Here is a 12,312-nt window from a genome sequence, read left to right as displayed (position 1 = left end):
CCGATCAGCCTAGCCACGCCGGGCGGTCACTCGCGGCCGTGGTCGCCGCCGCGCAGCTGCTGCACGGTGTGCGCCAGCAGCGGGCCGAGCACGGCGAGTCCGTCCCGGGCCCCGCCGGTGGAACCGGGGAGGTTGACGATGAGCGTGCGCCCGGCCACCCCGGCCACCCCGCGGGAGAGGGCGGCCGCGGGCACATTGTCCCGTCCGTACGCGCGCAGCGCCTCCGCGATGCCCGGGATCTCGAAGTCCAGCAGCACCCGGGTCGCCTCGGGGGTCCGGTCGGTGGGGGTGACCCCGGTGCCGCCGCTGGTCAGCACGACGTCGACGCCGTCGGTGACCGCCGCACGCAGCGCGTCGGTGACCGGCTCGCCGTCCGGGACCACGACCGGGACCGGTTCGACGTCGCAGCCGAGGTCGCGCAGCCCGGCGACCAGCAGCGGGCCACTGGTGTCGGAGTAGATGCCGGCCGCGGCCCGGTTGGAGGCGACCACGACCCGGGCCCGGATCGCGGGGGACGTCACGGGCGATCCTGCGGGCGTACCCATTCGCCGGTCTTGCCGCCCTCCTTGCGCAGCACCCGGACGGCTTGCAGGCTCGCGGCCGGGTCGACGGCCTTGACCATGTCGATCAGGGCGAGCCCGGCGGTGGCGACCGCGGTCAGCGCCTCCATCTCGACGCCGGTGCGCTCGGCGGTCTTGGTGGTCGCGACGATCTCGACACCCGCGTCGGTCACCTGCAGGTCGACCGTCACCCCGTGCAGCCCGATCGGGTGACACAGCGGGATGATCTCCGGGGTGCGCTTGGCTCCCATGATTCCGGCGAGGCGGGCCACCGCCAGAGCGTCCCCTTTGGGCAGGCCGTCGCCCCGGAGCAGCGCGACCACCTCCGCGGTGGTGTCGAGCCGACCGGCGGCCACGGCACGGCGGGCCGTGACCGCCTTGGCGGAGACGTCCACCATGCGCGCGGCCCCGGTGTCGTCGACGTGGGTGAGCAGGGATTCGTCGGGCATACCGGGAGCTTATAGAACGGCCGGCGAGCTGGGGTTAGCGCGATCGCCACCGGCACAGCACAATTTCCCCACGACAAATTTCGCTGATTTCCCGCTGCTCAGCAGCCATCTGCTCGTTGATAACCAGAGCCACCCAGATCGCTATTGTCAATGCTTTCAGGTTTGCGGGGCGTTATGTCCGGTAATCGGAACACTCTGGTTTGACCCGGTTGCGGATTGCGTTCAGTCCGTGCCCGGACGCGGATTGTGATGGCGGCGATGGTCGATTCTCGTGTTCTGCGCATACCGGCACGAATCACTACCAAAACCGCGCGTGCCCGCATAACGTTCCCTCTGTCGCGACGCGAACCGGTACGTAGGGGGTTCAGGGGCCCGCGAAGCTCCTGACGGGACGGCGAGGGAGACGGCCATGCGCAGCAACGAATGGGAGTGACTGACCGTGCGCCGGCGTGCACGTGTCGATACGCTGATGTCTGAGCCATGAGAGATGTGCTGGGTATCCGATGTGCTCGGTTATCAGGAGTCGGATGCGATCCGCGAAGAGTCTTGACGACGACGTGACCGATCGACAGCTACGGCTGTTCGTCGGTCTCGTCGTCGTGTTGGCGATGTTCGCGGCGGTCGTCGACGCGACCCTGCCCGTGCGCCCACGTCCGGGCTGGCCGGACGCCCTGCTGCTGGTCGCGATCTGCGGCGGCACGGTGTTCGCCCACCGGCTGCGGGTCCACGTCCGCGTACGCTCCAACGGCGAAGCCGTCGCGTGGGCCGAGGTCCCCGTGCTCGTCGGCCTCGCCCTCGCGCCCGTGCCATGGGTCGTGCTGGCGGCCGTGGCGGGTGCGCTCATCGACAAGGTGCTGCTCCGGCTGCCACCGCGGAAGGTCGTCTTCGCCGTGGCCAAGGAGGTGCTGACCGCCACCGCCGCCGGCCTGGTCCTGATCGCCTCCGGTATGGACCATGCCGCGGACCGTCCGCATTTCAACCCGATCGCGCTCACGCTCGCGTTCGGTGCCATGGTGATCGTCGACGACCTGGTGTTCTTCCCGCTGATGGCCATCGTGCAGCAGGCCCCGATCGCCCGGGTCGCCCGGATGAATCTCGACGTCAAGATCGTGGGGCACGTCTTCCGCCTGGCCACGGTCCTCTGGGTGGTGGCGGTCCTGGCCTACCGCGGCGACCCGCTGCTCCTGCTGCTCGTCCCGCTGCTGATCGCCTGCGTGCACCTCTGGCACTCGCGGCGGGTACGCACCCGGGTCGAACGGGAATCCTGGCAGCGGTTGTCCCGCGCGATCGACGCCCTCAACGTCCCCGACCTCACCGAGGTGCTGCACCTGGCGTCCACCCGGGCGGCGCAGATCTTCTCCGCCGACGACGTGGAGATCGACTTCGCGGACGGAACCAGCGACCGGGTCGTGCGCGGCGTGGAACGCGGCGTGACCTTCGACGGGCCGGCGCCCGCGGCGTCCACACCGGACGGCAACCTGATCACGGCCGAACTCCAGACCACGGATGGCAGCTACCGGGCGGGCGAACTGCGGCTGCGCTTTCGGGACCGGGTCAACTTCACCGAGTTCGAACAGTACAAGCTGCGCACCTTCGCCTCGGCCCTGTGCACCGCCATCCGCAACGCGCAGGCGTACGCCGAACTCGCCCGGATCTCCACCGAGAACGCGCACGCCGCCACCCACGACCCGCTCACCGGCCTACCCAACCGCCGCAAACTGTACGAACGCACCAGCGCCAGCATCGCGGACGGCGCCGGGGGCGGCATCCTGGCTCTGCTGCTCATCGACCTGAACCACTTCAAAGAGGTCAACGACACCCTCGGGCACGCGGCCGGTGACGCCGTCCTGCGCGAGGTCGGCCGCCGCCTGCAGGACGCCGCCCAGCCCGGCGACCTCGTCGCCCGGCTCGGCGGCGACGAGTTCGCGATCCTGCTGACCGGCCTGCCCGCCCCCGCCATGGCGGCACACCGGGCCGAGTCGATGCTGGCCCAACTCGACCGCACCATCGAGGTCGACGGCATGCAGCTCACGGTCGAGGCGGCCGGCGGCATCGCGCTGGCCCCCGGCACCGGCGGGGTCGAAGAGCTGATGCGCCGCGCCGACGTGGCGATGTACCAGGCCAAACGCTCCGGGCGGCGCACCGCCACGTACGCGCACGCCCGCGACACCGCGGACCTCGGACGGCTGATGCTCGGCGGCGAACTGCGCCGCGCCGTCGCAGAACAGCAGTTCGTGGTCGACTTCCAGCCGATCGTCGACCTCGGCACCGGCGAGGTGATCTCCGCCGAGGCACTGGCCCGGTGGCACCACCCCCAGCACGGCCACCTCCGGCCGCTGGACTTCCTGGAGACCGTCGAACGTTCCGGGCAGCTCGCGGCATTCGCGGACGCCGTGCTCGACCAGTCGCTCACCGCGTCCGGCGCGTGGCGGGAGGCGGGCTTCGACCTGCCCGTGGCGGTCAACGTGTCCCCGCGCAGCCTGCTCGATCCGCAGTTCCCCGCGGCCGTCCTGGCCCGCCTGCACAACCGTGCCGTACCCGCCGACCGGCTCGTCCTCGAACTCGCCGAGACCCTCACGCTCAGCCAGCTCGAAGTCGTCGAACGCGCCCTGAGCGAGCTGCGCGACGCGGGCGTGCGGCTGGCGCTGGACGACTTCGGCAGCGGAGTCTCGTCACTGTCGGTGCTGTCGCGCATCCCCGTGCACGAGCTGAAGATCGACCGGGAGTTCGTCCTGGCGGTGGAGACCTCCCCGGAGGCGGCGGCGGTCATCCGGTCCACCGTGGATCTGGCCCGCAGCCTCCAGCTCACGGTCGTCGCCGAGGGCGTGGAGAGCGAACCCCAGCGACACGCCCTGTTCCGGCTGGGCTGCGTCGCCGGTCAGGGTCACCTGTTCGCCCGGCCCATGGGCGCCGGGCGCCTACTGGCGGCGCTGCGGCGCGGCTCCGGGGGCCGCCCCGGGGTACTGGCTGAGGCCCTGCATGAGACCGGCGCCGTGGTGCGCCTGCCCCGCCGCAGGGCCCACGGGAGATCGTCTCTGCCACACTTGCCCGCGTGATCTCCGCCCCCGGCCGACTGCTGAGGCGCGTCGACCGGGCCGTCGACGGCCTCGTCGGCGACCTCATCCTGTACGCGGTGTCCGCCGCATTCGCGCTGGCCACCGCGCTGACCTCCACCCTGCTCCCGCACCGTGGCTGGGGCGCGATCGCGGTGTGGGCGTATCTGATCGCCGCGGTGGTGGTGACCGGCCAGCTCCTCGCCCGGCGCTTCAACGGCCACCCGCTCGGCACCGCACCGGGGGTCGAGCAGCCGTCGTCGGCGGCGGCCCGCCTCCTGCCTGGAAATCGGCCCTCGAAACCTCCCTCCCGGTGGGGATCACCCTCAAACCCGGCCTGGAGCGGGCGCGCCCCGCTGGCCTGGCTGGTCTGGGCCGGGGTGGCGCTGCTGCCGCTGATCGTCGAAGCGGTGCAGCGCGCCGGCGGGCGCACCGACCGCGCCCAGGAAGAAGTGCTGGTCGTCGAGCAGATGGGGCGGCGGCTCCTGGAGAGCGGGACACCGTACCTGGGGCGCGACGCCATCGCGGCGCTGCCGGAGTCGGAACGGCTGCTCGGGTACGCCCCGTACCAGCCGGGCATGGCCGTGTTCGGGCTGCCCCGGGCCGCCATGGGTGGCGCCTGGTGGACCGATGCCCGGGTGTGGTTCGCGGTGGTCACCGCGGCCGCCCTGATCGCCGCGGTCGTACTCCTGCGGCTTGCCGACCCGGCCGCACGGGTGCGCGCCACACAGTTCGCGACGGTGCTCCCGATCTGCGCCCTGACATTGGCCACGGGCGGCGACGACCTGCCCGTTCTCGCCCTGTGCCTGCTGGCCCTCGCGTGCTGCGCGACCGGCCGGTTCGCCGCCGCGGGTGTCGCCGTCGGGGTGGCCGCCGCGGCCAAGCTCTTCGCGCTGCCCGTCGCCGCCGTACTCGTGGTGTTCGCCCTGACCGCCCGGCGCGGCCGCCGCCTGCTGCCCGGGGCCATCGGGCTGCCGTTGCTGGCCCTGCTCCCCGCACTGCTGGTCGACGCGGACGCGCTGACGGAGAACGTGCTGCGCTTCCCGCTCGGGCACGGCCTGGTGCACAGCCCCGCGCAGTCCCCGTTCCCCGGCCAGCTCATCGCCTCGGCCCTGCCCGGCGGCCGGTACGTCGCGGCGGCGCTGCTCGGCGCGGCCGGGCTCACGATCGCGATGCTGCTGCTGCGTCGCCCACCACGCACGGCCGCGACCGCGGCACTGTTCTGCGGGTACGGCCTGCTGGCCGCGATCCTGCTCATGCCGACCACCCGGTTCGGCTACCTGCTGTATCCGCTGGCGCTGCTGGCCTGGACGCCGGCACTCAGGAAGTACTCAGCCACAACGGCACCCCGCGATGACGCGGCCTTGTACCGTGTGTGAGATGCAGATGACCTGTCCGAAGTGTCACGGTGAGATGCGGCAGTACGAGCGCAGCGGGGTCACGATCGACCAGTGCACCGAATGCCGCGGCATCTTCCTCGACCGCGGGGAGCTGGAGAAGCTGTTCGAGGCCGAGGCCAACTGGAACAGCCGTCAGGCGGCCGGCCGGCCACCGCAGTCCGGGGCTCCGCAGCCCGGGGCGTACGCGCCCCCGCCGCCCCCGCCCGCCCACGGCGGCTACGCTGCGCCACCCGCGCCGGGTCACCACGGTGGTGGCTACGCTCCGCCGCCCCCGCCGGCTCCGTACGGGGCTCCGGCCGCGCATGGGTATCCGCCGGCGGCGCCCGTCTACGGGCACCACGGCCACTACCGCCATCATGGGCATTACCGGCATCACGGTCACTACCGGCGCCGGAAGAGCTTCCTGAACGAACTGTTCGACTGATCGCCCGAACCACCGCGAGTCAACCGGGGCCGCTTGTTCAGCAGGCGGCCCCCGGTGATCGGGGTTCGGACGTCGGGCCCGGCAGACGCCACGGGTGTTGGTCGCATTGACCGCAGTCAGACGATCGCCATGTCGACGAAGCGGGACAGGTGAAGTTGCGCCGCCACAGTCACCGTGTCGGTCGGCCCGTTCCGATGCTTCGCGACGATGAAGTCCGCCTCGCCGGCGCGCGGCGATTCCTTGTCGTAGTAGTCGTCGCGATGCAGAAGTATGACAACATCGGCATCCTGCTCGATTGATCCACTTTCCCGCAGATCGGACAATTGGGGCCGCTTGTCGGTACGTTGTTCGGGGCCGCGGTTCAGCTGGCTCACCGCGATCACCGGGCACTCGACCTCTTTGGCCAGCAGCTTGAGTCCCCGCGACAGGTCGGCGACCTCCTGCTGGCGACTCTCGGTGCGCTTCGGGGAGGTCATCAGCTGCAGGTAGTCGACGACGATGAGCTTGAGGTCGTGGCGCTGCTTGAGGCGGCGGGCCTTGGCCCGGATCTCCATCAGGTTCATGCTCGGGGTGTCGTCGACGAAGATGGGGGCTTCGCTGATCTCGCCCATCCGCCGGGCCAGCTTCGTCCAGTCGTCGTCGGAGAGCTGGCCGGAGCGCAGGACGTGCAGAGGTACCCGAGCCTCCGCCGACAGCAGCCGCATGACGATCTCGATCTTGCTCATCTCCAGCGAGAAGATGGCACTGGCACAGTTCGCGCGGATCGCGGCGTTGCGGGCGAAGTCCATCGACGCAGTCGAGTTGTGGGTGGGAATCATTGATCGACCGGCGAGGTACATGTGATCCGCGTTGTCCACCATGATGCAGCGAACGGGCACGCTCGGCACCGGCCGGACGTCAACGATGTAGCGCAGGCCCGTTCGTGCTGTGGTTGTGGTCCGGCAGCGCGTTCGGTGCGCCTGTTCCTTGTGGGCAAGCCGGAACACGCGATCCGCCGTGGAGAAGTTCAGGGTGTACGCGATCGAGGAGTCTGGCTTTCGCCCAGGAACGGGCTTGGTGGTCAGAGAACACCGGTAGCCAAGGCCAACAACCAGTTCGCGTACGTCAACCGCAAGGCGTTCCGAGGTAACAGTGAACTGAAGGCTGCCTGTCGGTGTGACGGTGCCGTCGGCGTCCATCAAGCCCGCAAGTAGCGCCCTGCGCTGGCTCTCAGACGATCTGAGGTACGCCATCGGGATGTGCTTGTTGGCCGACATTTCCGGGTCTGCGGTCGTGAACCCGCTGCCATCAGCGGATCCGTCGCCCAGCCAGGCACCCAGCGTGTACGGCGGGACAGGGAGATCGCTTCGATGCGCCAAGGCGAGCGGCTGACAGTTGTCTACCGAGTGGTTGAGCCTGCCGTCTGTCGGAAAGCGCAGGGTCCGCGCGATCTGCTCCGTAGAAACCACGCCAGGGTGGTCCGCGGTGGTTTCCGCGTTCATGCGGCGCCGAACACGCTGATGCAATGCCTCGAACAAGGCACGGCTCGAATATGCCTGGACTTGCCTGCTCCACGGCTCCCCCCGGCGGGTGTACTGCCGTGTCAGTGTGCCCACCGTGCCGGCCTGCTTGGCGACGGTGTGCATGACGGGCAGCGCGTTTCTGGCTTCCTCGCGCCGCTGGAAGGCGAGCGTGTTCTCGCTGCGCTGCCGCCGTGCGGCCCGCGTTGCGGTCTTCCACAGATGTTCGCCGTCTGCGACGATCACCGACCCGTCGGAGAATTCGACTTCGTAGCAGCGCCGACCGTGGAGGATCGGAAACGCCTCGACGACCTTCGTCGGCCGTCCGTCCTCGCCGAGAACCACGTCGCCTACCGTCAGGCGTCCCATCGTCGTCCATCCGTCCGGCGTGGGAATGGGCGTATCCAGAGCAAGCGCCTTTCCCAAACCCGGCCGACCCGCGACGATGATCAGTTGGCCCGGGTGCAGGCCGTTGAGCAGCCGGTCCAGGTCGGAGAACCCGGTAGGCACGCCGGTCATCATCCCGTTGGTGGCACCGACCGCCTCGATCTCGTCGAGGGTCGGCTGGAGCATGTCGGCGAGCACCGCGAAGTCCTCGCTGACCCGCCGCTCGGTGACGTCGTACACCGCCTGCTGGGCCAGGTCGACGATGTCGTCGACGTCGCGCCCACCATTGCCGCCGGTGCCGTACCCGAGCTGGACGATCTTCGTGCCCGCTTCGACGAGGCGGCGGAGCACGGCCCGCTCGGAGACGATCCGGGCGTAGTAGGAGGCGTTGGCGGCGGTCGGAACGCTCTCGATCAGCGTGTGCAGATACGGCACCCCGCCGACGCGCTGCAGGTCGCCGGAGTCGGCCAGGGCCGCCGCGACCGTGATGCCGTCGGCCGGCTCGCCGCGACCGTACAGATCGAGAATGGTGTCGAAGACCGTGGCGTGCACTGGCCGGTAGAAGTCGTGGGACTTGAGAATCTCGACGACGTCGGCGATCGCGTCCTTGGACAGCAGCATGCCGCCGAGGACGCTCTGCTCGGCGGCGATGTCCTGCGGCGGCGACTTGTCGAAGCCGCCGCTCGGGGCGCCGTCGCGTGGCGGACCGCCGCCGCCCGGAGGGCCGCCGCTCGCGCCCGCGCCGGCCGGGGCGCGGCCCCCCGGTGGAGACGGGCGGGAGTCTGGCCGTGCGTCGTCGGTGACCGACACTCCGGACCTCCCCCAGCTCGCCGTTCGCGCCGTCGTGATCGAACACCCGGGGTCTGACATTTTCCGGCTGCCCGGCTCGGCCGTTCCGGGGAATTCTCCACGGGGGGCCGGGCACGGCGCGGTAACCATACGGACCCGCGGGCCACCCGCCCAAGCCGCGCGGTGGACGGCCCTCGGGACAACCTGTGGAAAGGCCGACCCAGCCTGTGCGCGGTCCTGTGCACAGCCTGTGTACAACGGCTGGGGACGCTGCCGCGCCAGGGCACCTGACGTGCGATTTCGCCGTCCCCATGGTGTGGAGAGGAAAAAGGTGGGCGGCTGTTGGCCGCCTCGCCGAACCGGTCCGGCGAGGCGTCGGAACACGCCATGAGCTGCGGCGCGGGGCATGCTGTGGAGGCCGGGCAACGAGAAAGACTGCCTTGCGTGACGAAGCCGTCGCGTCAGGGCGTTGCGGTTCGGCCTCGCGGACGTCACCCTTTTGTCGTGGACCAACGGGAGTGGGACTACGGCGCCCGCCTGCCGCGAGACAGGCGCACGCCGGAGTCGTGGTCCCCAACCGCCGGTCCAGAAAATCCCGAATCAGATGATACGTCCCTGACTACGGGTTCTGTCACTGACACCGGCAGCATGCAGCCGATCCCCGAGGCCGTCGCCTGGTCGCGCCGCGCCGACCAGTGGGCGCAGCAGGCGAACCTGCCCGCGACCACCACGGATCAGAACGGGCAATGGCAGTCCGTGAGCCGCTGGTCCGAGGTCGTGCCGACGACCCGCTCCGGATATCCCGCCGACGGCGTCGGCTGGCGTACGGAGACCGCCGAGTGGCAGGCCACGACCGAGACCGCACGCTGGCGGCAGACGACGGAGTGGCGCTCCACCTCCGGCACCCATGGTTGGCGATCCACCACCGAGGCGTGGCAAACCGGCAGCGCGGGCGCGGCTGACCTGCCGCCGCAGGTCGCCCCACCGACCACCGGCCGACGGGCGATTTCGAGTTCGGCGTGGCAGTCCCCGGCTGCGGACGACCCGGCCGGGGGCCAGGACTCCCGCCAGCCCGCGGCCGACAACGGCAACGGCGCGGCGGCTGGCTCGCCCGCGCCCGACCCACCATGGCAGCCGGGCGGCGACACCCGCCCGGCGTGGCAGCAGTTCGCGGCGCCGACGCCGCCCTGGCAGCCCGGCGCCAGCGCGCCGTGGCAGCAGCCGGCCACCACGCCGGGCTGGGAGCAGGGTGGTGCCGCGGCCACGCCACCCTGGGAACAGGCCGGTCCGGCCGTCCCGCCCTGGGAGCAGAGCGCCGCGAGCACACCGCCGTGGCAGCAGGACACCGGCCGGTCGACGCCGAGCACTCCGGCATGGCAGCAGCTCGTCGATACGGGTCCGTCGTGGCAACAGCCTCGCGAGGAACCACGTTCCGGCAGCTGGTCGCGGACGGATGGCGCCTCCGTGCGCGATCCGGAGAGTACGGCGAGCTGGCAGCGCGCCGAGACGACACCGAGCTGGCAGCAGCCCGGGCCCACCCCCGGAACCGCACCGGGCTGGTCCGCTCCCGCGGAGCCGGGCTCCTGGGCCGCGCCCGCGCCCCACGACTCCGGCCGCCATCTGGTACGCGACGACGACCGCGAGCGGTGGCGACAGGAGTCGGCCGCCGGCACCACGGGCCTGGCTGACCAGTCGGGGCGCCGGCGCCCGCCGGAAGGCGGTACGGGCTGGTCGACCCGTACGGAGGCGGACAACTGGGCCGGGCACACCGACACCGGCACGATGCCCGCGTACACCGATCCGGGGCAGTCGACGTCCCGCGGCTGGCGCCCGGGCCAGGAACCGCCCGCCTCGCAAGGCTGGGACGCGGAACCGCAGCGGCAGTGGGACGCCGACCCGGGACAGTCCAGCGCACGCCTGCGGCGTACGGAGCCGGAACGCCCGCCGTCGCGCAGCCGGCGGGCCGAGCCCGACCCCGAGGCGGCGAACTGGCGAGCCGACCTGGCCACGCCGGACCGGCGCTACGAGGACGACGACTGGCGCCGTGATCCCGACACGGGCCAGTGGAGCCTGTTCGAGGAAGACGAAGACTCCGCGGAGCGCACGGACCGTGCGCCGCGGCAGCAACGCCCTCGCCGCGACCCCGGTCCGGCGTCGGACCCGTGGGCGGACGGCGCCGCCGAAACCGGCGTCATCCCGCTGCCCTGGCAGCCGCAGGAGCCGCGCACCGACGGCCGGCGGTCGGCTCCGGACGCGACCGAGCCGCCCGCCCGGCGCCGTGGATACGAGCCCGAACCCCCGAGCGGCCAGCGCGGATACCCTCCCGAGCTGCCGGACGGACAGCGCGGATACCAGCCCGAGCTGCCGAGCGGACAGCGCGGGTACGAGCCCGAGCTCCCGACCCGGCGACGCGGGTACGAGGCGGAAGGCCCGGTGGGCGGGCGTGGTTACGCGCCGGAGCCGGACGATCGTCCTGGATGGCGCGACGAACCCCGCCGCGGCACCCGCGCGGGCGAATGGCGCGACGAGTCCATGCGCACCGGGCGGCCCGGAGAGTGGCGCGAGGAGCCCCGCCGGGAGGCGCGTACCGGGGAGTGGCGCGACGCGCCTCGCCGCGACGACGGCGCCGCGGGCAGCTGGCGCGATGAGTCGCGCCGCGGTGGACGGCGCCGAGCGGGTGATGACGACGACGATGACGACCGTCGGGCGGCCGGCGACGGCGGTACCGGCGGGCCGCTGGACCCCGAGGCCTGGCGCCGTGATTCCGAGCCGCAGCCGGAGCGCGACAACTGGCGGATGACCCGCCTGGAGGACGCGCCGACCCAGGCCTGGCGGCAGGAGCTGCAGGCGGAACTCCGCGCGGAGCTGCGCTCGGACCAGCGGCCGTCGCCCGGCGAGGCCGCCACCGAGATCCGCGCGCTGAACCCGGGCCCGGGCACCACCGGCCGGGACCAGCCGGGGTCGGGCACCGCGAGCTACCGCGACGGCAACACCGGCGACTGGCGGCGCGAGATGGCGGCGCAGGGTGGCCTGACCGACGGCTCGTCCCGCCCGTCGTCGCAGAACCCGCCGGGGCGTGCCGCCGGCAAGGCGTCCGTACCCGTCTCCGGCAGGCCGGCGGACAACGGAGGTGGATCGGCCGCACGCGCGGAGTCGCGTGAGCCGATGCTGGTCGGTGCGCGTTCGGCTGGCCGCTGGCAGGATCCGCCGGACACCCAGTGGCCGCCGCGCCCGGTGACCGCATACGAGAGCGCGGCGACCGGCTCGTATGAGCGTCGCGCCGTCGGTGGTCTGGCGGCCGTGTCGGAGCGGCGGCAGACGAGCCTGCTGGAGCCGGATGAGGACGAGATCGAGGAGGACACCGGCGGGCCGCTGGCCGCGGTGGGTTACACCGTCATCTGGTACGGCGTCCCGGTGGTGTTGTTCGTCCTCGCCATGCTGGTGCTCAACGGCGCCCAGCAGGCGCACGCGCTCGGCACGCTGGCCAAGGCGGCTCCGCAGTTCGCGCTGTCGCTGGTGCTGAGCATCGCCGTGGCTGTCGGCTTGCGCCGGGCCAGCGGCTCGTGGAAGGCCGCCAGCGTCGGCCTGGCCGCGGCGGTCGTGGGCGGTGGCATCGCCACGGTGCTGACCTCCGCGATCACCGGCAACTCTCTGAGCTGACGCTCTGCGCGTCCGGGAACAGGGTCCCACGCGGCCGGGCGACACCACGAACCCCGAAAACGCCGACAGGCGCACCGGCTGAGCCGGTGCG

General features: G+C 71.9%; 7 protein-coding genes. 4 read left to right on the top strand and 3 right to left on the bottom strand.

The genetic code is table 11. The annotated features are described in order from the left end of the window. Positions 1-26 precede the first annotated feature (26 nt). Both ACMCNO_RS01205 and moaC read right to left on the bottom strand, forming a co-directional pair. Entirely contained in the window at positions 27-545 is a 519-nt protein-coding gene (locus ACMCNO_RS01205) for a molybdenum cofactor biosynthesis protein B (protein ID WP_412747577.1), read from the bottom strand. Beyond that, on the bottom strand, positions 518-1,009 hold the full coding sequence (moaC, locus tag ACMCNO_RS01200) for a cyclic pyranopterin monophosphate synthase MoaC (protein WP_412747576.1): 492 nt from the start codon (positions 1,007-1,009) through the stop codon (positions 518-520). Before moaC ends, ACMCNO_RS01205 begins: the two co-directional genes overlap by 28 nt. A 527-nt stretch (positions 1,010-1,536) precedes the next feature. Here moaC and ACMCNO_RS01195 point away from each other — a divergent pair. The 3 genes from ACMCNO_RS01195 to ACMCNO_RS01185 are packed head-to-tail and all read left to right on the top strand — an operon-like array spanning position 1,537 to position 5,886. Then, on the top strand, positions 1,537-4,065 hold the full coding sequence (locus ACMCNO_RS01195; RefSeq protein WP_412747575.1) for a putative bifunctional diguanylate cyclase/phosphodiesterase: 2,529 nt from the start codon (positions 1,537-1,539) through the stop codon (positions 4,063-4,065). Then, the gene (locus ACMCNO_RS01190; RefSeq protein ID WP_412753574.1) at positions 4,065-5,441 is read left to right on the top strand and encodes a glycosyltransferase 87 family protein; all 1,377 of its coding nucleotides are present in this window, start codon (positions 4,065-4,067) and stop codon (positions 5,439-5,441) included. The genes ACMCNO_RS01195 and ACMCNO_RS01190 overlap by 1 nt, the downstream gene beginning before the upstream one ends. A 1-nt stretch (position 5,442) precedes the next feature. Next, on the top strand, positions 5,443-5,886 hold the full coding sequence (locus ACMCNO_RS01185; protein ID WP_412747574.1) for a zf-TFIIB domain-containing protein: 444 nt from the start codon (positions 5,443-5,445) through the stop codon (positions 5,884-5,886). Between the two features lie 116 nt (positions 5,887-6,002). Here the strand turns inward: ACMCNO_RS01185 and dnaB are convergent, their stop codons facing one another. Continuing rightward, positions 6,003-8,642 (bottom strand): replicative DNA helicase, encoded by a 2,640-nt coding sequence (gene dnaB, locus ACMCNO_RS01180; RefSeq protein WP_412747573.1) that lies wholly within the window; start codon positions 8,640-8,642, stop codon positions 6,003-6,005. A 567-nt stretch (positions 8,643-9,209) separates the two neighbouring features. Between dnaB and ACMCNO_RS01175 the strand changes: the two genes are divergently transcribed. Beyond that, positions 9,210-12,221 carry a hypothetical protein gene (locus tag ACMCNO_RS01175; protein ID WP_412747572.1) on the top strand — a complete coding sequence of 1,004 codons (3,012 nt, stop codon included), beginning with the start codon at positions 9,210-9,212 and terminating at the stop codon, positions 12,219-12,221. Positions 12,222-12,312 lie beyond the last annotated feature (91 nt).

This window comes from Krasilnikovia sp. M28-CT-15 (genome assembly GCF_047159595.1).
Taxonomy (GTDB): Bacteria; Actinomycetota; Actinomycetes; order Mycobacteriales; family Micromonosporaceae; genus Actinoplanes.
This window is presented reverse-complemented; position numbering and strand designations above follow the sequence as displayed.

What these genes read in the sequence shown, in the direction of transcription:
- dnaB (WP_412747573.1), bottom strand. Translation starts at nt 8,642, where the DNA reads ATGTCAGACCCCGGGTGTTCGATCACGACGGCGCGAACGGCGAGCTGG.
- ACMCNO_RS01175 (WP_412747572.1), top strand. Translation starts at nt 9,210, where the DNA reads ATGCAGCCGATCCCCGAGGCCGTCGCCTGGTCGCGCCGCGCCGACCAG.
- ACMCNO_RS01205 (WP_412747577.1), bottom strand. Translation starts at nt 545, where the DNA reads ATGGGTACGCCCGCAGGATCGCCCGTGACGTCCCCCGCGATCCGGGCC.
- ACMCNO_RS01185 (WP_412747574.1), top strand. Translation starts at nt 5,443, where the DNA reads ATGCAGATGACCTGTCCGAAGTGTCACGGTGAGATGCGGCAGTACGAG.
- moaC (WP_412747576.1), bottom strand. Translation starts at nt 1,009, where the DNA reads ATGCCCGACGAATCCCTGCTCACCCACGTCGACGACACCGGGGCCGCG.
- ACMCNO_RS01195 (WP_412747575.1), top strand. Translation starts at nt 1,537, where the DNA reads ATGCGATCCGCGAAGAGTCTTGACGACGACGTGACCGATCGACAGCTA.